We start from the raw sequence: 25,322 nt of genomic DNA, 5'->3' as shown, positions 1-25,322 counted from the left end.
ACCGGTGGCCGACGCACTATGAGAGTCACGTGGGGTAACAAATGGGTCTTGATCTGAATAAGAGCTACAAAGCAATTCTTGGCGCAGCCCGTGATGATCGGTTTATGACTTACGGTGAGGTGGCAGAGGCGAGCGGTGTAGAATGGAAGAAAGCGCGCCGTCCGATATCATCTCATCTCGACCAGCTGGTGAAAATTTCCCATGATCGCGGATGGCCGCTCATTTCTTCAATTGTCGTCAATCGTGAGAACATCGAGTCAGGTGCCCTTGAGGGCGATTCGCTTTCGGGCTTCTTAGCAGCAGCCAGAAAGCTGGGCATTCAGGCGGAAGACCCGCAAGCCTTCCTCCGCGAGCAGCAGAAGGCCACCTTCGCCTGGTCGAAGATAGCACCCGCTGAGCTCGGCATCCCGGCCGACGGCTCCCCGAGCGGGCCCGGCCGGCCACGTTTCGTCCATTACCTCGACCCCGTGCTTGAGGCGCTGCGCGAGCAGGGCGGGGCAGCGACGCCTGAGAAGGTCTTCGCCTGGATCAGGGATCATGAGGAGGTGCCGGTCGACGAGCTGAACGGCACGCACAATAACGGCCACTCCAAATTCGAGAACAAGGTCGCTTGGGCGCGCTTCTATCTCGCCAAGGCAGGGCTGATCGACGCCACCAAAAGGGGCGTGTGGACACTCACTTCGGAAGGAAAGAACACCTCGCTTACGCACACAGAGGCATTTTCGCTGTTCCAGCAGATCAAGGCCCAATTCAAGATCGCTGATGATGAGGAAGAGGCGGCTCCGGAGACGGTGACCGGGCAGGAGCTGTTCGATGATCCGGAGCGGCGCTTCTGGTTCGTCGGCGCGGCCTGGGGAGGCTCGAACGATCAGAGCAAGCGCTTCTTCGATGACGGTATCTGGCAGACGGACAACGACGAGATAAGTGAGGACGTCCTGCGCATGAAGGCCGGCGATCGGATTGCCATCAAGGCCTCGTTCGTACGTAAGCACAACCTGCCATTCGACAACCGCAGCAAGCCGGTGTCGTGTATGCGGATCAAGGCGATCGGAACGATTACAGAGAACCTGAAGGACGGGAAGACGGTCAAGGTGGATTGGGAGGTGCTCAATCCGCCACGGGATTGGTATCTCTACACCTACCGCGTGACAGTGGTGGAGGCGAACCCGCACGACGAGCCGGCGCGCAAGCTGATTGTATTCACGTTTGCCGGCGCGAAGCAGGATTTTGATTATTGGCTGCAGCGGCCGTATTTCGCCAAGAAGTACGGTCCGGAGCAGAAGATTGCGACGCTTGAGGAGTTTTTTGAACCCGACCCGATCGAAACCGAAGAGGAAGCTGCCGCGCCGTCCTATACGATCGCCCAGATCACCGAAGAAGGCTGCTTCTTACCGAAAAACGAGCTGGCGCTGATCTTGTCCCGGGCGAGGCTTAAGAAGAACCTCATCCTACAGGGGCCGCCCGGTACTGGGAAGACCTGGCTCGCGAAGCGGTTGGCCTTTGCGCTCATCGGATCGCGTGACCCGAAAGTCACACGTGACAGGCTCCATGTCGTCCAGTTCCATCCTTCGCTGTCATACGAGGATTTCGTCCGGGGCTGGCGCCCGTCCGGGGTCGGCAAACTCGAACTTGTCGATGGGCTGTTTCTTCAGATCGTAGAGGCGGCCAACGCAGAGCCCGACAGGCCGTTCGTTCTCGTAATCGAGGAGATCAACCGGGGGAATCCTGCACAGATATTCGGAGAGTTGCTGACGCTGCTCGAGGATACCAAACGCGGCCCTGAGGAAGCGATGGAGCTTGCCTATCGGCGCGAGCCTGGAGAGCGCGTCCATGTGCCCCGCAACCTGTATGTGATCGGCACGATGAACATCGCCGACCGGTCGCTCGCGCTCGTCGATCTGGCGTTGCGGCGGCGTTTCGCCTTCTTCGGGCTCTGCCCGCAGCTCAACGGACTGTGGCGCGCCTGGTGCACCACCCGTTGCGGCCTTCATGACGACGACGTCAGCCTGGTCGAGCAGCGCATGAACGCGCTCAACGAAGAGATAGGGCAGGACCGGTCCCTCGGTCCTCAATATCGGATCGGGCACAGCTACGTGACACCGCCGGCGGGGAGCACCACCGTAGACGGGCGGAGCTGGTTCGGCGACGTCGTACGAACGGAAATCGTGCCGCTCCTGGAGGAGTACTGGTTCGATGCGCCCGAGAAAGTGACGGCCGCCCGGCAAAAGCTCCTGGAAGGTTTCTGATGCTCGCCGCACCGGCTTTGGAACCGGGTGCCTTGGGCAGCCGCCACATCGGCCGCATCCCGGTCCGTAATATCTGGCTGTTGTTTCTCTATGCTCACAACCTCGCACGGTTCCAAGGGCAATACGGTGCCGCGGCCGAAGCCTCCCCTGACTTTCCTTCACTGATCGCCCGCATCCTTTGCTACGCCGTCGACCGCCGGCTACGGCGCAATCTTAGTCGAGGATACATTCAGAAAGAGGCGGCGCTCACGCGAGTCCGCGGTCGCATCGACCTGCTGGAGACGTACGCGGGGGATCTTCTCAGCAAGGGCATGATCGCCTGCCGTTTCGAAGAGTTCACTTTCGACACGCCGCGGAACCGGCTGGTCCGAGCTGCCCTGGACGCTCTCTCCTCCTGGGTTGACGATCGCGTCCTCGCGCATGATTGCTTGCGGCTCGCCGGAGATCTCGGCCGCCATGGTGTTGGCGGGCTCAAACCGTCGCGGGCTGAGCTCAGTGTCGACCGCGTCGGCCGTCATGACGCTAACGACATGCTGATGGTGACGCTCGCGCACTTCGTCTTCGATCTAGTCCTGCCGACGGAGGAGGCAGGCGGACATACGCTCGCAGGCGTTGAGAAGGATATCATCCTCGTTCGCCACCTGTTCGAGAAGGCGGTCGGGATGTTCTACGCTGCAGAGCTGTCGCCTCTAGGGTGGAAGGTGCAACTGGGAAAGGGCCTCAAGTGGCAGATCGAGCGTGCTACACCAGGCATCGCTGCCATAATGCCGGGAATGATCTCGGACATCATTCTCGAGCACGGGTTTTCAGCGCAACGGATCGTCATCGACACGAAGTTCACGTCTGTTTTCGGGAGATCGCAACATCGCGCGGCGATCCTGAAGAGCGGCTACATCTACCAGATGTACGCCTATCTGCGGACGCAGGAACGGCCCGATGATCCGCTTTCCAGCCATGCGGCGGGAATGTTTCTGCATCCCGGCATCGACGCCGAGGTCGACGAGACCGTCCGCATCCAAGGGCACGATATTCGGTTCGCGACGGTCGATCTGATGCTGCCGACGACATCGATCATCGCACGTCTGCGCGCCCTCATCCCACCGCCGCCGGTCGGACCGTTCATGGGCGCGCCTACTGGCTGATTCGGCTCATCGATCATCCTCGGCTACGAGGAAGGTCACGTAGCTGCGGGCCAGGTTGCAGTTGAGCCGGACTTCGTCGGCATCGATGGAGATGCCACTCTTAAGGTCGACCCCATGCCGGACCTCGCCGCCGGTCCGGGATGACAAGCAACCATTCAGGGCCAAGAGCCAATTCAGGACTTGCTCGATAGTCTGGCCCTTCTTCTCTGACCTGACCGGCTGGCTTTGGACCGGGCTGATTGAGAGGATCAGCCAGGACCGAAGGAGTCGGACATGCGGCGAGGTCAGAAGACGAGCGCGGAGCAGGTGGTACTGAAGCTGCGCCAGATCGAGGTGCAGACAGCCCAGGGCAAGAGTTTAGCGCTGGCGTGCAAGGAGGCGGAGATCTCTGAGCAGAGCTATTACCGCTGGCGCAAGGAGTACGGCGGCCTCCAAGTCGACTAGGCCAGGAAAATGAAGGATTTGGAGCGCGAGAACGCGCGGCTGCGGCGGCTAGTAGCCGATCTATCCTTGGAGAAGCAGGTGCTGGTGGACGTCGCCTCGGGAAACTTCTAGCCCCCGAGCGGCGCCGGCAGGCGGTCGATGGCATCCGGGAGAAGTACGACCTCTCGGAACGTCAGCCTGCCGGATCCCCGAGCACATCCGCTGCGATAACGGCCCTGAGATGATCTCGAAGGCGCTGCGCAAGTGGGTCGCCAAAGCCGGAGCACAGATCCAGTACATCGCGCCGGGCTCGCCGTGGGAGAACGGGTACTGCGAGAGCTTCAATGACAAGCTTCAGGATGAGTGCCTGAGACAGGAGATCTTCTACTCGCTGAAGGAGGCACAGATCGTGATAGGTCTTTGGCAAACTACCTACAACCGCGTCCGGCCGCACTCGTCCCTGAACTATCGGCCGCCCGCGCCTGTCAGCTACCCGGATCTGGCCTTCCGGCTACCCATGGCAGCGGCCATGCAGTAGCCTCCTACTCGGCTCGGTCCAAAATACCGGTCAGGTCAGTGTGCAGCGACCGACGAACCACGGCGATGCCGAGCACGTCAACGAGGTCTACGGGAACGGCCTTTCGAAACCACCAACGGTCGCCGCGTCTGACGACGTACATGCCCACCCCGAATCGGAGCCTGGGCGCAGGCCCAGACTGTGACGGGGCGCTGTGACAAGGACGACGCTTTTCGGGTCAAAAAAGGCTATTTTAATCAATTATTTAAATGGCGGAGACGGAGGGATTCGAACCCTCGGTGCGGGGACAATTTATCGGCTTCAAACGTCCCAGGCAGATTTTCGCCCACAATCGGAGCGCAACAATCGCAATTGGGTGCCCTTGCCGGGCGCACAATGTGTGCTTGAATTTACCTCAAGATTTTAATCACATACGTGTTCGCATTTTTGTTCGAGCTGGCGCGCCATCACTTAGCCAGATTTCAAGGCATTCCCGAACGCACCGGGTTAACGCTGTGGGTAACAGCGGAACCACGCGGTAACGGCTGACGCCTGCACCGGATGCGCGATCAGCGTTCGTGACGTCGGGACATGATCCGGCAAAGCTCGCTTGCTACTGCCGAGCTTGTCGGTGGCCTAAGCCCCCACTGACCTTCCACGCTCGCCTCGCCACACCTCCGACCGTAGCGGGCGGGCGTGGATGCCAGGGAGATCGCGAAATGCGACTCCTCCTTTGGCCGCTGGCTTGCCCTCGTTCTGAAGCGAGAGTCCGTCGATCAGGGGACGGACGATGAAGAAGAGCCGGTTCAGCGAAGCGCAGAGCATCGGATCCTGAAGGAGCAGCAGGCCGGATTGCCGGTTGTTGAGGTCTGCCGCCGTCGCGGCATCGGCGACGCGACGTTCTACACGTGGTGCTCGCGCTGGGGCGGCACGGAGGTCTCGGATGCGCGCCGGCTGAAGGCGCTCGACGAGGAGAGCCGTAAGCGCAAGACGCTCTTGGTCGAGGCGAGGCTCGACGTGGCCACGCTGCGCGAGGCTCTGGGGAAGACCTTCTGACGTCCAGTGCATGCAGCAGAACGGCTTCGTCGAGACCCTCAATGGCCGCTTGCGCGACGAGTGCTTGAACGAGCAGCTGTTCCGGAGCCTGCCGGCGGCTCGGACCATGGCCGAGGTGTGGCGGGCAGACTGCAACACCTGCCGCCCTCACACGAGCTTCGGCGGGCTCAACCCCGAACGCATCTGCAACCCGGTCCGAGCACGACCAGAACCGGAACGGGCTCCGGTTATGAACGAGGGCAAACAGGGGGCAAGGTCCCCCATCAGGAAGCGATCAAACTCCGCAGCCCTCGAACGTCGGTGAGGTTTTCAAGGTCGTTGAGACGCGTGATCAGCGCGTCGGCGCGCGGCACACCGAGCACCGGCGTGATGAGGTCGCGCACCTTCGCGTTCACCCGCTCCGTATTCAGGGGGGGCTCCTTGGTCCCGGGCGGAAACTTCGTGAAATGTTCCAGCCTCCTCCCGTCGGTGAGGGTCACCTCGACCCGCGCGCTGCGCGGGGCCTCCCGCGTCATCAGGCCGGGATCGCCCACCACATCAACCTTCTCGCGTGCGGACCGAATCGCAGGATTCTGCATCAGGCTCGCATCATGGCTGTCCGAGAAGGAGACGGCTCCTTTCACGAGTGCCAGGGCGACGAGATGCTGGCAGTTCACATCCGGCATGGCGCTGTGCCCGACGATGCCAACCGCGTCGGTCGGCAGGTGCACGACGATCCGCTGCACATCTGCGGCGCGCAGGCCGTGGCGCTCGCGCAAGGTCAAGATTGCATCGAGGGGCGACTGGATCGGATACCCGACCGAGAAGGTCTTGATCGCGGTTTCCGAGATGAAATACCGGCTTCCGAGCCCATCCAGCATTGCTTCGGGCTTGGGGTCGGTCGAGAGCGCGATGAACAGATTGTGCGTGCCGTCGAGGACGTCGGCGACGCCAGTCAGGCCGGCCTGGACCATCGTGACCGCGGTGACGCCGTTGCGGGCGCCCATCCCGGCGAAGTCGAAGGCCTTCTCGATATGGTCCTCGTCCTTGACCCAGCTCCAGAGCCCAGAGACCTGCTGGGCCGCATAGGAGAGCGCGAAGCGCGTGCGCCGCTCGTCGAGGCGGGCGAGCGCGGCCGCTGCGCCCAGGGCCCCGAAGGTGGAACTCGTTCCCTCGGCGCTCCGGTGGGAGCCCCGGACGAGATCCGGCCCGAGCGCCAGGAGGAGACGGCAGCACAGATCGTAGCCGAGAACGACGGCGCGGATCATGTCCTGACCCGAGCGGCCCTCCTTCTCAGCCATCGCGAGAGCCGCCGGCACGGTGGCCGAGCCGGGATGCGCTTTGGTGACAGGCTCGAAATCGTCCGTCTCGTCGGCATGGGCGCACATGGCGTTGGCGAGGGCGGCGTTGATCGCGGTGGTGCGCAGATCCGAGGCCACGACGGTGGCCTGATCGAAGCTGCCGAGGCTGCGGACATAGGCCGTCGCCATCTCGCCTGGCCGCATGCGAGCGCCGGAGATCATGGCGCCGAACGTGTCGAGGATGCGGTGCTTGCAGGCCAGCACGACATCCGGCGGAAGCGGCCTGTCGCGTGCCTCGACCATGTAGCGGGCGAGCCGTCCGGTGATCTCGGCCCCGGCCGGGGCCGCCCGGGCCGGCACGGCGGCGGTGGCGAGGAGGCCGCCCGCCGCCTGCAGAATCCTTCTCCGGCTCGTTCCGCGTGCCGTGGTGTCCTGGGCCATGCCGTGCTGCTCCCTGAGCCCTGCCGTGGGCAGCGTGGCCCTCATGCGTCGGTTCGAGCGAGATGGGGCGTCACGGCGTGACCGTCTGCCCGGCCGGGCGCAACGGGGCGCGGGTCCCGGGCGCCCGGGTCACCGTGCAGATCCGCGCCGGCGGTCTCCGGGAGAAGAAGGGTCGCGCAGAAGGCGACGCCGTAGGCGCACAGGGCGCAGGCGCCCATCGCGGTGCCGAGCGGCAGGCTGGCCGCCAGGATGCCGACCGTGGCGGGCACCACCGAGCCGAACCCGCGTCCGCCACCGAGGCAAAAGCCCTGGCCGCTCGCCCGGATCGACGTGGGGAACAGCTCCGCGAAGGTCGGCAGCATGCCGGCGGCCAGGGCGCCCTGGAACGCGCCCAGGAAGAAGCTCAGCACGATCGTGGTGCCGAGGCCGATCGGCGCGAGCAGGAGGATCGCGACGTTGCCCGATTGCAGGACGAGGAACGTCATGAAGGCGGGACGGCGGCCGATCCGGTCCGACAGCCAGCCGTAGAGCAGCGGGCCGACGAGGGAGCCCAGGATGTTCATCGCGAGATAGCCGGTGCTCGACTTGATCGAGAGGCCGAGGGCCGTCCGCAGATAGGTCGGCAGCCACGTGATCATCACGTAGGCGCCCCCGAAGATGCCGGTGGACATCACCGCTGCCGCGAAGGTGCGGCGCAGATGCCGGCCCGTGAAGATCGTCCAGACCGGCGGCGACACCGCGCCGTCGGATTGCGCGGCCTTTGCCTGCATGTAGATGCCGGATTCCGGCACGAGCCGGCGGATGAAGAAGACGAGGCCGGCCGGCACGATGCCGAGGGCGAAGAACACCCTCCAGCCCATCTCCTCCGAGAAGAGCGCGGCGATGACCGGCAGAAGGCTGACCGAGATCGCGTAGCCGACCGCGTAGCTGCTCTGGACAGAGGCCGCGACCCGGCCCCGAAGGCCCGGCCTGATGACCTCACTGATCAGCACCCCGCCAACGGCCGCCTCGCCGCCATAGCCGACGCCCTGCAGGAACCGGACGGCGGCGAGCGACCAGAAATCGCTCATGAACGCGGCGAGGCAGGTGAAGCCGGCTACCATCAGGATGGTGAGCTGGAGAATCCGGACCCGGCCGATTCGGTCGGCCAGGATGCCGGCGGCCCAGCCGCCGACCGCGGCGCCCGCGAGGGAGGCAGTGGCGAGGTAGCCGGCCTCGGCCTGCGTGAGGCCGAGCGTTGCGATGAGGGCCGGAATGACGAGCGCGTAGATCGTCGTGTCCATGGCATCGAGGCCGAAGCCCGCGAAGCAGGCCCAGTAGGTTCGCCGCTCCGTATCGTCGAGGTCGTGGTACCAGCCGAGCTTCATCATGGTGCGTTTCCTCCTGGCACGACGGATCGTGCCCTGCGCCGCCTCTTTCGGGCGGTCTGCCGGGCGCCCGGGTACGGGGGCGTCAGTCCTGCGGATCGTCGACGTATTCCAGGCCGGCGGCCGCGAGGGTCTCGCGCATCCGGTAGAGGTCGAGGCCGAGTTCGCCCGCGGCGAGGCGGGCGCGCTTCGCCTCCTCGTTGGCGGTCCGGGCGTCGGCCTTCGCCGCCACCGCGGCCGCGTCGGCGCAAGGCACGACCACGACGCCGTCGTCGTCCGCCACGATCGCATCGCCCGGCCGGACCAGGGCGCCGGCGCAGACCACCGGGACGTTCACGCTGCCGAGGGTCGCCTTCACGGTGCCCCTGGCCGAGATCGCGCGCGACCAGACCGGGAAGCCCATCTGCTTGAGGATCCGCACGTCGCGGCAGCCGGCGTCGATGACGAGGCCGATCCCGCCGCGGGCCTTCAGCGAGGTGGCGAGGAGATCGCCGAACATGCCGTCGGTGTTGTCGGTGGTGCAGGCGACGACGAGGACATCCCCCGGCCGGCACTGCTCGATGGCGACGTGCAGCATCCAGTTGTCGCCGGGCTGGGCGAGCACCGTGACGGCCCTGCCGGCGATGGCAGCACCTTCCCAGATCGGACGCATGTACGGCTTCAGCAGGCCCGTGCGTCCCTGGGCCTCGTGCACGGTGGAGACGCCATGCCCGGCGAGCCGCTGCGCCACCTCGGGCGCGAGGCGCGGAATGTTGCGGACGACGACGTTCCTCATGACAGCACCTCCGCCGCCATCGGGAAGAGCCGCTGGTAGGCCTCGCCGTACGTCATCGCCGTGCCGGAGTTCCGGCCGCCCTGGACGCCGCGGTTGAGGGCGACGCGCTCGTAATAATCCCAGAGGTGGCGCTGGGCGGCGAGCACCCGGAAGGCCCGCTGCTTCGTCGCCCAGACGGAATCGATGTTGAGGATCACCTGGGGCTTGAAGTTGCACTGCTCGGGCTGGTGCGGCTCGAACAGGAAGACCGGCGGCGCGCTGTAGCGGCGCTCGTGGTCCGGCTTATGGCCGGCGGCCTGTGCGATGACCCGCGCTTCCTGGGCGAGATGGGCGGCGACCGGATGGTCGAAGTTGTAGGGATCCTCCAGCGCGTGCGTCAGCACGAAGGCCGGATTCAACTCGCGGTAGACATCAACCAAGCGGTCGAGCTCGGCCTCGCCCACGCGCAGGGGATAATCGCCGACGTCGAAGAACTCGATTTCGGCGCCGAGGATCGCGGCGGCCTCCTCCGCCTCGGCACGCCGCTGCGCCTTCACATCCTCCAGGCGCACGCCGGCCGACTTCCAGGCCCACTGGCTCTCGCCGCGCTCACCGTAAGAGAGGCAAACGATCTTGAGGCGGTAGCCCTTCGCTGCGTGGAGCGCGATGGCCCCGCCTGCCCGCCAGACGAAATCGCCGGGGTGGGCGGTCACCACGAGACCTGACTTGGGAACTGAAGTCATGGCCGTCGGTGTCCTCCCTCATTCCAGCGGCGAGGCAGGACCTGCGCGCTGTCTTCAGGATCGATGACTAGTCAACGCCCATGTATGAGACAAATGAAATGATTGCGGTTTTTATTGCATAAAATCGATAGATGGGTGCGATCCCACGGCCCGTCGTCCCCGCTCAAACCGTCTGAAAATACTCGCGGAAGATCCGCGCCAGACGTTCGGCCGGCGACGACAGCGTGTGGCCGCGGCGAGTGACGATGCCGATCGTGCGCGAGATGCTGGGCCCTCGCAGCGGCACGGCGACGAGGTCGCTGCCGGGTGCCGTCTGGAAGGCAAGGCGCGGGACCACGGTGATGCCGAGGCCGCCGAGCACGAGGCCGATCGCCGTGGCGACGCGGTGAACCTCGTATGTCCAGCCCATCTCGGCATAGCGCCCGCCGAGCCCGGCCGCGATGAGCAGGTTGTTGCCGGTCTGCTCGCCGATCTTGACCAAGCGCTCGTCGCGCAGATCGCTCCATGTAACCGCTTTTTCCCCCGCGAACCGATGACCGGCACGACAGACGAGCACGAAGGGCTCCTGATGGATCGGAGCGATGTCGAGGTCGTAGTGCTGGGCGGACATGATGGTAACGCCGAACTCCGCCTCGCCCGCCCGCACGCGCTCCACGATGGCAGTCGCCGAATGGTCCAGAATGCGTACGAGCACCCCTGGGTCGCGCTGGCCGAAGCGCTGCAGGATGAGGGGCAGGTGAGAACTCGCGATGGTTGGCAGGCACCCGATGCGGACGAGGTCCTGGCTCTCGCGCCCCTGCGCGCGCAGCTTTCCGAAGATCTGGGACAGCTCCTCGACGATGCGCTGAGCGCTCGGCAGCAGGTCGACACCGGCGGGGGTCAAGGTGACCTGGCGCGTCGTGCGGGCGACGAGCTTCACCCCGAGTTCGTCCTCCAGCTTCTTGAGGCGATGGCTCAAGGCGGCCTGGGACAGGTTGAGACTGGCCGCCGCTCGGTTGAAGCTTCCCCAGTTGGCGATGCTGAGAAAGGCCTGGAGCCCCAGGAAGTCCACGCGCTCCATCGTGCCCTACGTCCCACGCGCGACCGCGCTGTCCATCGTGCGGAGTGACATGCTTGCGGCTCGGCGAGAAGCTGCCCCTGTCCGCACGCTCGGGACCGGATCATGCGGCCAAGCCCATCGCACGGGTACGATGCCGCGTTTGCGCATCGGCGGAGACACTGGCCCATTCGCTGCACCGGCGATCGGTGGGTAAGGCCCTGCGGATGACAGCTGTGCCGGCGTTCAAGCCGGTCTGATCTCCGCGTCAGACCTTTGCTTCGCATCAGAGCTTTGCGACGCAGGCATTGGCGCTGGAGCGCTTCCGCTCCGGTCGGCCGTGCGCCGCCTCGTCGGGGCTGACATCGCTGCAGGACTGCAGGGGCGGCCGGGCGACCGCGGCCTGCGCCGCCTGTCCGACCTGGCCGTGCCCGCGGGCATCGTACTCGCCCATTACGTGCCGCCGGACAGAGCGGGCGATTGACCGATCTTCCACTGGAACGGGGGCTCGGTGCCGTTCACGGCGAAATCCCCGACGATGCGGTCCTTGTAGATCCGCGGATTGTGGGACGCGATCGTCCGGGCGTTGCGCCAGTGTCGGTCCAGCGCGAGACCGGACCGGGTGGCCGACGCGCCCAGGGCGTCGAACAGGATCGTTCCTGCGTCCAGGACGAGTCCGGTGAGAACGCTCTGGGCCTGCGCCAACTCGATCTCCGCCCTCACGTTGATCGCATGGGCTTCCTCCTCCCGCACAGCACCGATGCGGGCGTCGTAGGCGCGCTGGACGGCCTCCGCAGCCCGCAGGGTGATGGCGCCGGCGGCATAGGCGAGGCCGTGGACCCGCCCGACCACCTGGAGCACCTGCGGATCGGAACTCGGCCGGGCCCCCGCCGCATGGGAATAGGTCCGGTTGCGGTCGCGGACGGCGCTCGTCACCTCCGTGGCCGCGGCCCGGGCGATGCCGGTGAGGGTGGCGAGATGGACAGCCTGAAAGAAGGCCGGCCCGTAGGAGAACCGCGAGGCGGTCGGAAGCGGATCCCCTAGAACGTCGGCATCGTCGAAGACGGTCGAACCGCTGGCCGTGAGCCGCTGGCCGAAGCCGTCCCAATCGTCGACGATCTCGAGGCCCGGTCCTTTCGCCGCGACGATGGCGGAGGTCTCTTCGCCATCAGGACCAGTGCCGACCACGTCGATCCAGTCCGCGAAGAGAGAGCCGGTCGTGTAGAATTTCCGACCCGTCACGCCCCACCCCGCACCGCTGCGATGGATGCGGGTTTCGAACACGCCGACTTTGGCCGGGCCGGTCTCGGACCACGCTCCCCCGAACAGGTCGCCCGCCGTCAGACGCTGGATCCACCGCGCGCGGCGCTCGTCTTTCGGGCTGCCGACGGTGTCCTCCGCGAAGCCGAAATGATTTCGCAACGCCTGAGGCAGGTTGGAATCGGCCTCGGCCAACTCGGCGAGGAGCGCGAACAGGTCCGGCAGGCTCGCCCCGACCCCCCCCTCGGCCTCGGGGACCCGAAGGGCACCGAATTTCGCGTCCCGCAACGCGGCGAAGGCCGGATAGGGAAGGTCTCGGTTCCGTTCCCGTTCGATGGCGCCCTCGCGGATTTGGGCAAAGAGCGGCCGAAATCGCCCCGCGAGGGCCTCGTAGCGCGGGCTCGGCGCGACCCCCCAATGGGCAGATCCCTGTCGTTCCGAAGCAGTCATGGCGGTCTCGTGTCCTCCGGATGCGATGGAAGCCGGGCGCGGGTCAGTGGCGTGTCGGCGTGGCGCCCGGCTCACCGAGGTAGAGAGCGTCGAGCCGGCCGCTGGCCGAGAGATCGCGGCCATTCCCGGTCGCGACGACGCGCCCGTTCTCGAGCACGACCGCGCGGTGGGCGTGCTCCAGGACGAGGTGAGCGCTCTGCTCGGCGATGAGGAGGCTCAGCCCCTCTTCGCGGTTCAGGCGAGCGAGGCTCTCGAAGATCTCGGCGACGACGCGGGGGGCGAGGCCCATGGAGGGCTCGTCCAGCAGGAGCAGCTTCGGACGCGTCATCAGGGCGCGGCCGATGGCCACCATCTGCTGCTCGCCTCCCGAGGTCAGTCCCGCCCGCGTATGCCGGCGCTCCCTGAGGCGTGGGAACCACGCGTAGATCCGCTCCAGATCGCGGGCGAGTTGCGCTCGGCTCGGTCGGCGGAGATAGCCGCCGATCTCCAGGTTCGTCTCGACCGTGAGCTGGCCGAAGACGTGCCGGCCTTCGAGCACCTGCACCAAGCCCCTTCGGACGAGGCTGGCCGGATCGAGCCGCGCGGTCGCTTCCCCCTGCCAGCGGACGTGGCCGCGGCGAAGTGAGCCGCGCTGCGCACCGAGCAGGCTCGAGATCGCCCTGAGCGTCGTGGTCTTCCCGGCGCCGTTCGCGCCGAGCAACGCCACGATCTCTCCCGCACCGAGGGAAAGGGAGACGTCCCTCAGCGCCAGGATGGCGTTCCCGTAGACGGCCTCGATGCCGTCCACCTCGAGAAAGGCAGCCGGCGCCGTCATCGCGCGATCGCCTCGGCGGTCTCCTCGCCGCGGGGCGTGATGCCCTTCTCCCGGGCATAGGCCGCGGCGCGCTCGTAGATGCGCGGAAGGAGCAGGTCCCGGTCGGACTTCACCCAGCCGTGGCTGACCGCCGCCCATTGCGTGCCGTCCCACTGCAGCACCTTGCCGGCGCCGCCTCCCTCATGGTCCTTCACCGAGAGACGGAGGGGCTGCACCAGCCCTTCCGCGCCCAGCGCCTTCAGGCGGGGCTCGTCGAGGACGAGGTGCTCCAGGCCCCATTGCCCTTGTGCGCCGTCGATCGGCTTGCGGCCAAAGCGCCCCTGCGCCGTCCGGATGGCCTCGACGGCGATGATCGCTTCGATCACGCCGGAATTGTAGTAGACCGATCCGAAGCTCTTCGGGTCCTTCAGGTCGCTCAGGCCCTTGTCGACGATGGCGGCCTTGATCTTCTTGAGGATCTCGAAGTCCTGCCCCGCCGGGAACGGTGTGATGGCGCGATATCCCTTCCCGACGCTGCCGGCCGGGCGCACGTCTTCCTCGGAGCCCGACCAGATCCCGCCGATGATGTGATCGACGGGGAAACCCGTCTTGGCGGCGGTCTTGATCGCCACCGGCGTCATCACGCCCCATCCCCGCAGGAACACCCAATCCGGCTTGATCTGCCGGATCCGCGCCCATTGCGCGGACTGGTCGTTGCCGGGATGCGGCACCGCGATCTGGATATTCTCGAAGCCGTAGGTCTTGGCCAGAAGGTCGAGGGGGATCTGCGTCTCCTTCCCATACGGGCTGTCGTGGTAGACGGTGGCGATCTTCAGGCCCTTGAGCCTGTCCTTCCCGCCCACTTGCTCGGCGATATAGTTGATTGCCGAGGAGGCCTCGCTCCAGAAGCTGAACAGAACCGTGAAGCTGTAGGGAAACACGCGGCCGTCGATGGCCTCCGTTCGGCCGTAGCCGGTGGTCACGAGGGGGATCTTGTCGGCCACCGACTTCTCGGTAAGCGCCTTCGAGACCGGATCGCCGTGGGGCAGGAAGAGGGGCACGGGCGAGCCGTCACGGCCGCCTTTCACCCGCTCGTAGCACTCCACGCCCTTCTCGACCGCCCATTCGGTCTCGCACTCGTCCCAGAACAGCTTGACGCCGTTGATGCCGCCTTCGACCTCGTTGATGTAGCGAAGGTAATCGATGGTCCCGGCCCAGACGGGAATGCCGGACGAGGCGTAGGCGCCCACGCGGAATGTTGGGAGCGGGAAGTATTGCCGGGCCGCGTCTCCGGCCGGGGCCGTGGCGACCGTGCCGGTTCCGAGAAGGGCGGCCAGCGCAACGATGCGCATGGTCCGTGCGAGGCGGGTCATCAGTCTTCTCCGAGAGGGTCAGGTCGGTGGGCCAGACGGCGCAGGCGGTCGACGAGGCTCCCGAGGAGCGCGGCGAGGCCGTTCGGCTCCTTGATCAGGAAGCCGATGATGAGGGCGCCGAAGACGACGCGCTGGAGATTGGCGATCTGCCCGCCGTCGAGGCCCGTTCCCAGGATCGTGCCGGACAGGTGCGAGAGCAGGATCGGCGTGAGCACGATGAACGCTGCGCCGAGGAAGCTTCCCGACAGGCTGCCCAGACCGCCGACGATGATGATGAACATCGCCTGGAACGAGCGATCGAGATCGAAGCTTCGGGCATCGACCGTGCCGAGATAGGCGAAGGCCCAGAGTGCGCCGGCCACGCCGCTCACGGCAGCCCCGACGAAGAAGGCCGACAGCTTCGCTCGGGACACCGGGACGCCGATGATCGCGGCAGCCGTCTCGCCGTCGCGTACGGCGCGCCAGTCGCGGCCGGTCCGACTCCGCACGAGCCGCCACGCCACGGCCGTGACGACGACGACGCTCGCGAGCGTCAAGGCGTAACGCCCGGCCGGGCTCGACAGATCGCGGCCGAGCAAGGCCAGATGGGGGGCCGAGATCGCGCTCGACGTGGCGTAGTTCGAGAACCAGCCGACCTGATTGAAGGTCCACGCGATCAGGAACTGCGCCGCCAAAGTCGGCGCCACGAGGTAGAACCCCCTGATCCGCAGGCTCGGCAGGCCGACGACGAGGCCGACGAGGCCGGCGATCAGCCCTCCACCGAGCAGGCTGAAGGGCAGCGGGAGCACCGGCACCCTGAGCAGGAGGTTGTAGGTTGCGTACGCGCCGACCGCCATGAAGGCGCCCGTGCCGAGGGACGCTTGGCCCGCGAAGCCCATGGTCAGGTTCAGGCCGAGGCCCGCCAGCGCCATGATCAGGAACGGAATCAGGATCGCGTTGTACCAGTAGTCGTCCGCGACGACCGGCACCGCCACGGCGGCGATGGCGAGGGCGGCGAGAATGCCCGCTGCCCGGATCGGTGAACCGGCCGGCGTGGACGTCGCGGCGAGGGCGCGGCCGTCGAGGGCCGCGGCAGCGGGAGGCATCGCGTCAGACCCTTTCGATCGGCCGCTCGCCGAACAATCCGGCCGGCCGTACCAGCAGGAAGGCGACCGCAAGCCCGTAGGCGAACCACGTGGAGACGGATCCGCCGAGGAGCGGCCCGAGATAGATCTCGGCCAGGGCGTCGCCCGCCCCGACGATGAGGCCGCCGGCGATGGCGCCGGTGATCGAGGTGAATCCGCCGATGATGAGCACCGGCAGCGCCTTCAGCACCACGAAGGTCAGAGAGAACTGGACGCCCTGCCGTGCGCCCCAGAGCAGTCCCGCCACCAGCGCGACGAACCCGGCCACGGCCCAGACGGCCGCCCAGAGTGCCGGAAGCCGGATTCCCACGGACAGCGCGGCCTGCGGGTCGTCCGCGACGGCGCGCAGGGATTTGCCGACCCGGGTGCGTTCGAAGAACAGGGCGAGACCCAGGACCAGCGCGCCGGCACTGGCGGCGGCCACCAGATCGAACGAGCTGACCTGGATCGGTCCGAGCGCGACCGGAAGGTCGGCGATCCCGAGGTCGAGTTCGTGGACGCGCGCGTCCATGAGAAACTGCGAGCCGCCCTCGATGATGTAGGACAGGCCGAGCGTCGCCATGAACAGGGTGACCTGCGAGCGGTTGACCAGCGGGCGCAGCACCACCCGCTCGACCGCCACCGCGAGCGTCACCATGATCGCCAAGGTGACGAGACCGGCGAGCCAGAACGGAAGTCCCTTCTCCGTCAGGGTCACGAAGGTCAGCGCAGCGCAGAGCACCATCGAGCCCTGCGCGAAGTTGAACACGCCGGACGCCTTGTAGATCAGCACGAAGCCGATCGCGACGAGGGCATACATCACGCCCGCGAGCACTCCGCCCACGAGCGTCTCCAGGAAGAAGCTCATCGCGCGGTCCTCACTGCGGCTTGCCGAGATAGGCGGCGATGACGGCCGGATCGCTGCGGACCTGGGACGGTGGGCCGTCCCCGACCTTGCGCCCGTAATCGAGGACGACGACGTGGTCGGAGAGACCGAGGACCACGCCGATATCGTGCTCGATCAGGACGATCGTCGTCCCGAGGGTGTCGCGCGCGGACCTGATGAAACGCGCCATGGCCCGCTTCTCCTCGCCGTTCATCCCGGCCATGGGCTCGTCGAGAAGCAGGAGCTTGGGTTTCGCGATCAGCGCCCGCCCGAGATCGACGCGCTTCTGAAGGCCGTAGGGAAGGGTCGAGACGAGGCGGTCGCGGTGGGGAGCGAGATCGAGGAAGCCGAGGATCTCGTCGGCTGCAGCGAGACATCCGCGCGTCTCCGCGCGCGCGCGCGGCAGGCCCAGGGCATCGTCGAGGAGCGTCGTCCGGCTCTTGCGCGACAGGCCGGCGAGAACGTTGTCGCGCACGCTCAGGCCGCCGAACAGGGCCGCGTGCTGGAAGGTCCGCCCGATGCCCCGCCGCGCGGCCGTGACCGGACGGATCTGTCCCAGGCGGCCGCCGTCGAACACGATCGCCCCGCCATCGGCGCGATAGACGCCGTTGAGGATGTTGAGGACCGAACTCTTTCCCGCGCCGTTCGGACCGATCAGGGCGCAGATCTCGCCGCGCGTCACCGAGAAGCTCAACGCGTCGAGCGCCTTCAGGCCTCTGAAGGAGAGTGAGACGTCCAAGACGTCGAGAAGAGGTTCGGGCATCGCCGCCCTCACTCGGCCGCCGCAAGGCCCGCGGTCTCGCGCGCCTTCACGGCTTCGATGTCCCGGTAGCCGTGAGCCGGATGGGACTCGGGCAAGTAGGCGCCGCGTCCGAACAGTTTCTCGCGCAGGGTCCCGGGCCTGTACGCCTTCGGATAGACACCGCGACGCTGCAGTTCCGGCACCAGCAGGTTGACCGTATCCTCGAAGGTCTCGGGCGTGACCGCATAGGCGAGGTTGAAGCCGTCGACCCCGGTCTCCTCGACCCATTCCTGCAGAATGTCGGCGACGGTCGTCGGCGAGCCGACGAAGACCGGCCCGATTCCGCCGATGCCGCCCCACCGGGCCAACTCGGCGATCGACCAGGGTTTCTCGTCCGCCGTGAAGGTCTCGACCATCGAGACAATGGCGTTGGTCTCGACCTTCTTCACGAGATCGGTCGGTGCGTATTGCCCGAAGTCGATCCCGCTCCAGCCCGACATGAAGACGAGCGCGCCGTCGTAGGATGCGTAGTTTTGATAGTCCTCGAACGTCCTCTGCGCGGCTTCGTCGGTCTCGGCGACGATCACGGTCGTGAGGTTGTAGATCAGGATGTCCTCGGCCGACCGCCCCGCGGCGACGGCCTTGGCGCGGACATCGGAGACATAGGCCCTGAGCATCGCCTTGAGGGGCGCGGCCACGAAGACGCATTCGGCATGCGTTGCCGCGAAGGCCTTGCCGGGGCCCGACGCGCCGGCTTGGTAGAGCACGGGTGTGCGCTGCGGTGAGGGCTCGCTGAGATGATAGCCGGGGACCGTGAAGTGCCGCCCGCGGTGGCCGATCTCATGGACCTTCGACGGGTCCGTGAAGATCCGCCTATCCCGGTCCCGCAGGACCGCCCCATCCTCCCAACTCCCCTCGAAGAGCTTGTAGAGAACTTCGACGTATTCCGACGCGACCTCGTAGCGGTTGTCATGGCGCTGCAGGCCGCTCTGGCCGACATTCCTGGCTCCGCTCTCCAGGTAGGACGTGACGATGTTCCATCCGATCCTGCCCTTGGTGTGGTGATCCGCCGTCGAGAGGCGCCTTGCAAAGGTGTAGGGGTGCTCGAAGGACGTGGATGCAGTGATGCCGATCCCGAGATGGTCCGTGGCGAGGGCGATCGGCGCGGCCAGCTGCAGCGGATCGTTCACGGGGATCTGGGCCGCCTGCTCGAGGGCGTGCCAGTTGGAGCCCTTGTAGACATCGTAGTATCCGACGACATCCGCGATGAAGATACCGTCGAAGATGCCGCGCTCCAAAGTCCGAGCGAGATCCTGCCAGTATTCCAAGTCCTTGTATCGCCACGAACGGTCTCGCGGGTGGGCCCAGAGGCCGGGCGATTGATGGCCGACGCAATTCATGTCGAAGGCGTTGAAGCGAATGGTCTGGCCGGGCATGGCAGCGCGTCGCAGTCGGTGTGGTGAGGGCGGGAAGGTCGGGCGGTTCAGCCCGGAGCGAGGCCGAAGATCGCCGCCAGCGGGACGATCCGCGTGGCGTCAACGTCAACGCCGTCTTTCGAGCGATTATCCGTGTGCGGATTCCAGTACGGATCACCGTTCACGACGTACTGGACCACCGGCTCGAAGAAGATACCGTTCCCTACGGCAAGATGAGCGTGGACCTCGAAGACGAGCTTGTCGCGAGAACAGGCGCTGCCGGTGCCTCCTGAGATCAGGTTGGCCTGACAACCCCGCCGCAGCCAGCGAGGCCGTGTCGGGCGCCCGCGGCCCATGCCATTTGACGCCGCCATGGGGGGCGCCGCCGATCGCGCCGGCATCCGTCTGCGGGCCCGCCTCGCCCGTGACGGTCTCGACGGCGCTCGGCGACAGGGCCTCGGCGGAGAGAGGGGCAAGAAGTGCGAGACAGCCTCGCCGAACCCCGAGCCGGGATGAGACTCTGCGAGAGATGGCGGAAGGTGCAAACTGCATCGGCGAGTCGTCTCGGTATAGCAAGGACATCCGAAGTGATGCCCCAGTAAAGAATCATATTGTTTATATTTTTCGGGAAACGATCGCTTGTGTTCCCTCAGGCAAATAACTTATGCGCAAACGATATCGTCGTTCAAGAAAACAGAATACCATTTTACTTGAGGCGACGAGGCTAAGATTCCGCTTCGTCGAGGGCGGGTGGAAGGACTCTTCGATTGGCCTGCAGCGCCTCGGATCTGCGCACCGGACGCACTGGGGGCGAGGGTCGGCCGGTTGGAATGTTATTCGTGTGACTTGCTTCGTCGGCGAGCGGCGTTGCGTCGGGGGCGCAGATCCTCGCTTGAGCCGCCATTTTTCGATCGCGGCGCGTTCAGCGCGCTACCGGTCCGGCCGGTGAAGCGCACGACCCTCGACCTGGAACGATGTCCATGTTTCCTGGTTTCGAGATCCCTAAATATTCGCCCGTCTCCAGTGCAGTTCTGTTCGGCTGGTCCAGAAGCACCTTGAGGCTGCTGCCGAAGAGCCGGCACTTGGATTTTGGCCCTGGCAGCAAGCGTGACCAGTCTCGACCTTGGCCCCGACGGACCGGACCGTGCACGCCATCGTCGTGTGACCGCGCGGCTCAAAGCCATTCTGCTCGATCTTCGACGCTGCCGTCCTGCCCTGGGGCGACAAGCGTCACCATGGGGCAGGTTCGCGTTGCGCAGAGGTGCCCGCCCGCAACGATCCGTGGGGCATATTGGCTGGTCTCGGTTGGCTGCCGTTGTCATGCGCGCAAGCCGGCGCACGCCGTCATGTCGCGTGCCGCTTTCGGGCACTGCCTTGGGGGACTTGGACGACCCAAATGGGCGCGCATCCGTCGACCGACACGATCCGGGCGAACGGGCGAACTTACGGATTCGGCCGCCGAAAGCCGATGGGCAGGAAAGCACCCAACCCAGTCATTCTGAAGCGCCCCCGATCCGGCGGTCATGGCCGGAAGCAGAATCCCCGCTTTGTGAACCTTATACTTGGGACGCGGACCTTTCATCGTTCCGCGATGGATTGCTTCCATGCCTGACCGGCGCGTGCCCATGGCGGAACCGTCAAGGGGGGGCTCGCAACGGTCGAGATCGCGAGGCCCCGCAGGAGTAGCGCTAGGTCGCGGGCGACATCGCCGCCGCGGGCGCGGACTTGCGGTCCATCGCCGAGACCACGAACGCCGTGAGGAATGCCAATGGCATCGTCACGATCGTGGGCGGATCGATCGGGAAGATCGGTGCGGCGTTTCCGAGCACCTTCACCCAGACCGGCGGGCCGAGAACCGTCAGGACGGTCGCGCCGACGAGCCCGGTCACCCCTCCCGCGATGGCGCCCCGGGTCGTCAGGCCGCTCCAGTACAGCGCCAGGATCAGCAGCGGCAGGGTCGAACTGCAGCTGACCGCGTAGGCGAGGCTGATCATGTAGGCGACGTTCTGGGTCTGGAAGGCGATGCCGAGCAGTACCGAGATGATGCCGAGGCCGACCGTGGCGAGCCGCGAGGCGCGGATCTCGCTGCGCTCCGTTGCCCGGCCCCGGCCGATGATGCGGGCGTAGAGATCGTGCGAAACCGCCGAGGCTCCCGTCAGCGTCAGTCCTGCGACCACCGCCAGGATCGTGGCGAACGCCACGGCGGAGACGAGGCCCATGAGCGTGTCGCCACCCAAGGCGTGCGACAGATGGACGGTGGCCATGTTGCCGCCGCCGCGGATGGCGCCCTTGGCGTCGAGATAGGCCGGGTCCCCGCCTATGATGGCCAGCGCTCCGAAGCCGATGACGAAGATGAGGGCGAAGAAGCCGCTCTGGCACATCACCGCCCAGAACACCGACACGCGGGCGGCACGGGTATCCGGGACGGTGAAGAAGCGCATCAGGACATGCGGCAGGCCTGCCGCCCCGAGCATCAGGGTCATGCCAAGGGAGATCGACTGCCACACGCTGCCTGAATAGACCTGGGGCATCATCATCGCCGCGTGCTTCGGATGCACCGCAATGGCCTGGGCGATGAGGCTGTCGTAGTCGAATCCGAAGCGCGCCAGGATGAGCAGCGCGATCGCGACGCCGGCGGCGAGCAGCAGCGTCGCCTTGACGATCTGCACCCAAGTCGTCGCCACCATGCCGCCGAACATCACGTAGCAGATCATCAGCGCGCCCACGAGGATCTGCGCGTAGAGATAGTCCAGCCCGAAAAGCAGCCGGATCAACTGTCCCGCCCCGACCATCTGGGCGATGAGGTAAAACATCACGATGACGAGGGTGGCGATGGCAGTAAAGATGCGGATCGGCGTTTCCGACAGGCGCGTCGCGAGGACGTCGGCCACCGTGTAGCGGCCGAGCTTCCTCAATCTCTCGGCCACCAGGAAGACGACGAAGGGCAGGCCGGTCGCGTAGCCGACGGCGAAGATCAGGCCGTCGAAGCCGGAGGAGCAGATCAACCCGGCGAGGCCGAGGAGCGCGCCGGCCGATATCATGTCACCGGCCAGCGCGATGCCATTCTGGAAGCCGGAGATCTGGCCTCCGGCGGCATAGAACTGATCGGCGGATTGAGCGCGCCGGGCCGCCCAGTAGGTGATGCCCAGCGTCACGATGACGATGCCGACGAACATTCCGATCGCCGCGGCGTTCAGGCCGCCGCCGGGATCGCCCGCGAGCGCCGGGGCGGTCGCGCCCAGGAGCAGCAGGGTGGCCAATAGGGATCTTCGCATGGGGTCGCCTCCTCAGCGCGCGGTGAGACGGTTGGCGAGCAGGACGTAGAGTCCCGTCAGGATCATGGTGGACAGGATGGCGAGGAGGCCGCCGACGGTGGCGACCGTCACGGCCATCCCGGGCGCGATCGGCCGCGTCATGGTGGCGGGCGAAACGATGAAGGTGCCGACGAAGCTGCCGTAGATCACCGTCTGAATGCACGCCATGATCCATCCGAGTCGGGCCTGCGGCAGATCGTTCTTCGGGGCTTCGAGATGTGTTTCCTCTGCTGACACCGTTCGACCTCCGGCTTCGACGCGTTGATGTTGGATCGGGCGTTTATTCGGCAGCCTTCGATGCGGCATCGGCGACCACGTGGCCGAATCCGTTGTTGACGCGGCTGCGTTGATACTTGTTGAGCCAAGTTTTGAACTGGACGGGCAGCATGTCGTAGGGGCGCGCCTCGCCCAGAACCATCGCCGCGTAGACCGGCCAGTGGGGGTTCGCGAGCATCGGCCTGCCGAGCATGACGATGTCGACTTGGCCCTCCCTGACGATCGACTCCGCGAAGACGGGATCAGCCAGGTTCCAGTTCGCGGCGGTCAGGACCCCCGCCTCCTTGCGGATTCGCTGCGCCGCCGGGACCATGAAGCCCTCTTCGTCCCACGGCGTTTGGGCGCGGCCCGAGTTGCCGCCGAAGGAGACGTCCACGAGGTCGAGTCCCCGGGGCGCGAGGAGGCGAGCCAGTTCGACCGACTCGTCGATGGTCTGGCCGCCGGGTGCGAATTCCGTCACGCCGAACCGCATGGAGAGCGGCAGCCGCTCGGGCCATTCCGAGCGGACGGCCTCGAAGACCTCGACAAGCAGCCGGCTGCGCCCGGCGAAATCGCCGCCGTATTCATCGGTGCGCCGGTTGGCCAGGGGCGAAAAGAAGCTCGACAGGAGGAAGCCGTGCGCGCAGTGGATCTCCAGCCACTGAAAGCCGGCGTCCCGCGCCCGGCGTGCGGCCTCGGCGTACTGGCGCGTGACGGTCGCGATATCGTCGTGCGTCATGGCCCGCGGGATGCGCGGCATGACCCCGCCGAACGCATCCGCGGAGGGGCCGATCATCTCCCACGCGTCGGGGTGGTCTTCCGGCAGGTGGCCGCCGCCTTTCCACGGAGGCTCGACGCAGCCCCGCCGGCCCGTGTGGCCGAGCTGGATGCCGGGCACGGCCCCGACGGTCGAGACGAAGCGGGCGATCCGGGCCAGGGCTTCACCCTGCTCGTCGTTCCAGATGCCCGCGCATTGCGTGGACATGCGGCCTTCCGGCGACACGGCCGCCTGCTCGACCACCACGAGCGCGGCGCCGCCCGCCGCCTTCGAGCCCAGATGGACCAAGTGCCAATCGTTCACGAGGCCGTCCGGCGACGAGAACTGGGTCATCGGCGAGACCGCGATGCGGTTGCGCAACGTGACATCGCGGACCCGGAGTTCGCTGAACAAGGAGGACATCGTGCCCGCTCTCCACGCACGCTCCGTCCAGCCGAACATCCTGCCGGAGAAGCGAGCTATCTGCTCGAAATTGAGCCAATACAGTTGCGGAACGAGCAGTCGAATGCCGAGCTGTCCGCCAGTGATGACTTGTTCAAGCCCTAGACTGCCCTTAGCTTTGGACGGCACTCTTCCAAATTCGGGCCGGGCTCGAACAGATTCCGGACAGCGTGCAGCGCGGAGGCTGGCGGGACGTGCCGACAGGGTCGGGGACATGACGAGCGCGACGATGCAGACGCGTGACATCGGCTCCTGGCCGAAGAATATCGCGCTGGCCCGCAGCACGGGGCGGGGCTGGCGGGACATTCACGCGCAGCACGTCGCCGTCGAGCCGTGGACGGGGACGCTCGATCCGGTCGGCAATCCCTGCCTCGGCTACTGCGTCGCGCGTCCGGCCCAGATCCGTCGACGCATCGGGCGCGGCGGCGCGACCGAGGCGAGCACGTTGCGCCCCCGGCAGTTCCACCTGATCCCCGCCCATGACAAGAGCGAGTGGCAAAGACGCGGACGCTCCGAGATGCTTGCGATGCATCTCCGCCAGGGCTTGATCGACGAGACCGCGCGCCAGATGTGGAGTGCGACGGCGCCACGGGTCGAGCTCGACATTCCGCTCGGAACGTCTGATCCGCTCCTCGAGCAGCTGGCCCTGGCCATCCTGGAGATCCTGCGGGAGGAGCCCGATGCCTCATCGGCGCTCTATGTCGACGAGCTGGTCCACGCGATGGTCGTGCGCCTTGTCCGGGCCTATACGGCGAACGGTCGCTCATCACGGACGGTTTTGGACAACGATGCGCTGGATCGCGGCGAGATGCGGCGCATCCGCGACCTGATCGAAGAGCGGCTCGCCGAGGACCTCTCCCTGGAGGCGCTTGCCGCCGAGATCGGCGTATCCCCCCGCACCCTATCCCGCGTGTGCCTCAAGCAATGGGGAACGACGGTTCACCAGTATGTCCTCTCACGCCGTGTCGAGCGGGCCAAGACCATGCTCCTCTCGACCGACCTTGCCATCACGGCGATTGCCTTCGATACGGGCTTCTCCAGTCAAAGCCATCTGGCAACGGCTTTTCGGCGGTTGACCGGGCTCACACCGAAACATTACAGGCTCATTGGCAGATCGTAAATCTCAAGTTGTTCTGACTAAAATTATACTGGAAGCATTCCAGCCACGCTGCGAGTCGCCGGTCGGACCTGATTTCATTATGCTTTGAGCTCGTATTCCGGCCTGTCGTCGTTGTTGCCGTAAGATTTGTGCGGCGGGAACTTGCCCGACATGGTGAGCTTCGCCCGGTCGCCCTTGTTGCTGGCCTCGCGGACCATGTCCATGTTGAAGTCGATCGCCGACACGATGCCGCGCCGAACCCCTCCTGGATCAGCTCCTTGAAGGTCGTGCCGTAGACCATCACCCGCTCGTAGAACCGGTAGATCAGCGGTTCGTTGAGCATTCGCTCTTCCGCCTCGGTGAGGCCGAGGAGTTCGGCAAGTCACGCCTCGCGTTCGCGCACCGGGG

The 25,322-nt window shown here is 66.2% G+C and carries 22 protein-coding genes and 3 pseudogenes; 5 read left to right on the top strand and 20 right to left on the bottom strand.

Translation table 11 applies throughout. The annotated features are described in order from the left end of the window. Window positions 1-41: 41 nt before the first annotated feature. Both GGQ91_RS04390 and mcrC read left to right on the top strand, forming a co-directional pair. The gene (locus GGQ91_RS04390) at window positions 42-2,246 is read left to right on the top strand and encodes an AAA family ATPase (RefSeq protein ID WP_210281096.1); all 2,205 of its coding nucleotides are present in this window, start codon (window positions 42-44) and stop codon (window positions 2,244-2,246) included. Beyond that, window positions 2,246-3,388 (top strand): 5-methylcytosine-specific restriction endonuclease system specificity protein McrC, encoded by a 1,143-nt coding sequence (gene mcrC / locus GGQ91_RS04385; protein ID WP_182591438.1) that lies wholly within the window; start codon window positions 2,246-2,248, stop codon window positions 3,386-3,388. The genes GGQ91_RS04390 and mcrC overlap by 1 nt, the downstream gene beginning before the upstream one ends. Before the next feature lie 6 nt (window positions 3,389-3,394). Here the strand turns inward: mcrC and GGQ91_RS04380 are convergent, their stop codons facing one another. Then, on the bottom strand, window positions 3,395-3,535 hold the full coding sequence (locus GGQ91_RS04380) for a hypothetical protein (protein ID WP_182591437.1): 141 nt from the start codon (window positions 3,533-3,535) through the stop codon (window positions 3,395-3,397). A gap of 126 nt (window positions 3,536-3,661) precedes the next feature. Between GGQ91_RS04380 and GGQ91_RS04375 the strand changes: the two are divergent. Then, window positions 3,662-4,349 (top strand): annotated as a pseudogene (locus GGQ91_RS04375) (integrase core domain-containing protein). A gap of 4 nt (window positions 4,350-4,353) precedes the next feature. On the opposite strand, the gene GGQ91_RS28585 reads toward GGQ91_RS04375, so the two are convergent. Next, a complete protein-coding gene (locus GGQ91_RS28585) occupies window positions 4,354-4,491 on the bottom strand; it encodes a DUF6538 domain-containing protein (RefSeq protein ID WP_403090787.1) in 138 nt (45 codons plus the stop codon). A 627-nt stretch (window positions 4,492-5,118) separates the two neighbouring features. Between GGQ91_RS28585 and GGQ91_RS28580 the strand changes: the two are divergent. Then, window positions 5,119-5,617 (top strand): annotated as a pseudogene (locus GGQ91_RS28580) (integrase core domain-containing protein). Between the two features lie 30 nt (window positions 5,618-5,647). Here the strand turns inward: GGQ91_RS28580 and GGQ91_RS04365 are convergent. From GGQ91_RS04365 to GGQ91_RS04285, 17 genes are all read right to left on the bottom strand, one after another. Continuing rightward, window positions 5,648-7,105 carry an MmgE/PrpD family protein gene (locus GGQ91_RS04365; protein ID WP_182591436.1) on the bottom strand — a complete coding sequence of 486 codons (1,458 nt, stop codon included), beginning with the start codon at window positions 7,103-7,105 and terminating at the stop codon, window positions 5,648-5,650. A 41-nt stretch (window positions 7,106-7,146) separates the two neighbouring features. Further along, window positions 7,147-8,475 carry an MFS transporter gene (locus tag GGQ91_RS04360; RefSeq protein WP_236961874.1) on the bottom strand — a complete coding sequence of 443 codons (1,329 nt, stop codon included), beginning with the start codon at window positions 8,473-8,475 and terminating at the stop codon, window positions 7,147-7,149. A gap of 82 nt (window positions 8,476-8,557) precedes the next feature. Next, the gene (locus GGQ91_RS04355) at window positions 8,558-9,247 is read right to left on the bottom strand and encodes a 4-carboxy-4-hydroxy-2-oxoadipate aldolase/oxaloacetate decarboxylase (RefSeq protein WP_182591435.1); all 690 of its coding nucleotides are present in this window, start codon (window positions 9,245-9,247) and stop codon (window positions 8,558-8,560) included. Then, window positions 9,244-9,969: a PIG-L deacetylase family protein gene (locus GGQ91_RS04350; RefSeq protein ID WP_075381099.1), complete on the bottom strand. Its 726-nt coding sequence runs from the start codon at window positions 9,967-9,969 to the stop codon at window positions 9,244-9,246. Before GGQ91_RS04350 ends, GGQ91_RS04355 begins: the two co-directional genes overlap by 4 nt. Before the next feature lie 163 nt (window positions 9,970-10,132). Next, window positions 10,133-11,029, bottom strand: coding sequence for a LysR family transcriptional regulator (locus GGQ91_RS04345; RefSeq protein ID WP_043379259.1), 897 nt, complete (start codon window positions 11,027-11,029; stop codon window positions 10,133-10,135). Between the two features lie 262 nt (window positions 11,030-11,291). Further along, on the bottom strand, window positions 11,292-11,459 hold the full coding sequence (locus GGQ91_RS04340) for a hypothetical protein (RefSeq protein ID WP_159020355.1): 168 nt from the start codon (window positions 11,457-11,459) through the stop codon (window positions 11,292-11,294). After that, window positions 11,459-12,715, bottom strand: coding sequence for an acyl-CoA dehydrogenase family protein (locus tag GGQ91_RS04335; protein WP_182591434.1), 1,257 nt, complete (start codon window positions 12,713-12,715; stop codon window positions 11,459-11,461). The genes GGQ91_RS04340 and GGQ91_RS04335 overlap by 1 nt, the downstream gene beginning before the upstream one ends. 43 nt (window positions 12,716-12,758) lie before the next feature. Beyond that, entirely contained in the window at window positions 12,759-13,529 is a 771-nt protein-coding gene (locus GGQ91_RS04330; RefSeq protein ID WP_053609350.1) for an ABC transporter ATP-binding protein, read from the bottom strand. Continuing rightward, window positions 13,526-14,881 (bottom strand): ABC transporter substrate-binding protein, encoded by a 1,356-nt coding sequence (locus GGQ91_RS04325; RefSeq protein WP_182591433.1) that lies wholly within the window; start codon window positions 14,879-14,881, stop codon window positions 13,526-13,528. Before GGQ91_RS04325 ends, GGQ91_RS04330 begins: the two co-directional genes overlap by 4 nt. Further along, window positions 14,881-15,966: a branched-chain amino acid ABC transporter permease gene (locus GGQ91_RS04320; RefSeq protein ID WP_182591432.1), complete on the bottom strand. Its 1,086-nt coding sequence runs from the start codon at window positions 15,964-15,966 to the stop codon at window positions 14,881-14,883. Before GGQ91_RS04320 ends, GGQ91_RS04325 begins: the two co-directional genes overlap by 1 nt. 4 nt (window positions 15,967-15,970) lie before the next feature. Continuing rightward, complete coding sequence (locus tag GGQ91_RS04315) at window positions 15,971-16,852, bottom strand: branched-chain amino acid ABC transporter permease (RefSeq protein ID WP_179697500.1); 882 nt, start codon at window positions 16,850-16,852, stop codon at window positions 15,971-15,973. 10 nt (window positions 16,853-16,862) lie between these two features. Next, window positions 16,863-17,633 carry an ABC transporter ATP-binding protein gene (locus GGQ91_RS04310; protein ID WP_043759779.1) on the bottom strand — a complete coding sequence of 257 codons (771 nt, stop codon included), beginning with the start codon at window positions 17,631-17,633 and terminating at the stop codon, window positions 16,863-16,865. A gap of 8 nt (window positions 17,634-17,641) precedes the next feature. Continuing rightward, window positions 17,642-19,048 (bottom strand): LLM class flavin-dependent oxidoreductase, encoded by a 1,407-nt coding sequence (locus GGQ91_RS04305; RefSeq protein ID WP_182591431.1) that lies wholly within the window; start codon window positions 19,046-19,048, stop codon window positions 17,642-17,644. A gap of 47 nt (window positions 19,049-19,095) precedes the next feature. Beyond that, window positions 19,096-19,401: a hypothetical protein gene (locus tag GGQ91_RS04300; protein ID WP_148311265.1), complete on the bottom strand. Its 306-nt coding sequence runs from the start codon at window positions 19,399-19,401 to the stop codon at window positions 19,096-19,098. Between the two features lie 1,314 nt (window positions 19,402-20,715). Continuing rightward, complete coding sequence (locus tag GGQ91_RS04295) at window positions 20,716-22,302, bottom strand: sodium:solute symporter family transporter (protein ID WP_111473522.1); 1,587 nt, start codon at window positions 22,300-22,302, stop codon at window positions 20,716-20,718. 12 nt (window positions 22,303-22,314) lie between these two features. Continuing rightward, window positions 22,315-22,647 carry a DUF485 domain-containing protein gene (locus tag GGQ91_RS28350; protein ID WP_257787429.1) on the bottom strand — a complete coding sequence of 111 codons (333 nt, stop codon included), beginning with the start codon at window positions 22,645-22,647 and terminating at the stop codon, window positions 22,315-22,317. Then, window positions 22,622-23,944 (bottom strand): NADH:flavin oxidoreductase/NADH oxidase, encoded by a 1,323-nt coding sequence (locus GGQ91_RS04285; RefSeq protein ID WP_236952753.1) that lies wholly within the window; start codon window positions 23,942-23,944, stop codon window positions 22,622-22,624. Before GGQ91_RS04285 ends, GGQ91_RS28350 begins: the two co-directional genes overlap by 26 nt. 85 nt (window positions 23,945-24,029) lie before the next feature. Between GGQ91_RS04285 and GGQ91_RS04280 the strand changes: the two genes are divergently transcribed. Continuing rightward, a complete protein-coding gene (locus tag GGQ91_RS04280; RefSeq protein ID WP_182591430.1) occupies window positions 24,030-24,935 on the top strand; it encodes a helix-turn-helix domain-containing protein in 906 nt (301 codons plus the stop codon). A 77-nt stretch (window positions 24,936-25,012) separates the two neighbouring features. On the opposite strand, the pseudogene GGQ91_RS04275 reads toward GGQ91_RS04280, so the two are convergent. Next, window positions 25,013-25,293: pseudogene (locus GGQ91_RS04275) on the bottom strand (cyanase); the annotation flags it as partial. Window positions 25,294-25,322 lie beyond the last annotated feature (29 nt).

The organism is Methylobacterium fujisawaense (assembly GCF_014138435.1).
Lineage (GTDB): Bacteria > Pseudomonadota > Alphaproteobacteria > Rhizobiales > Beijerinckiaceae > Methylobacterium > Methylobacterium fujisawaense.
The sequence above is the reverse complement of the archived record's forward strand: the minus strand, read 5'-3'. Positions and strand labels throughout refer to the sequence as shown.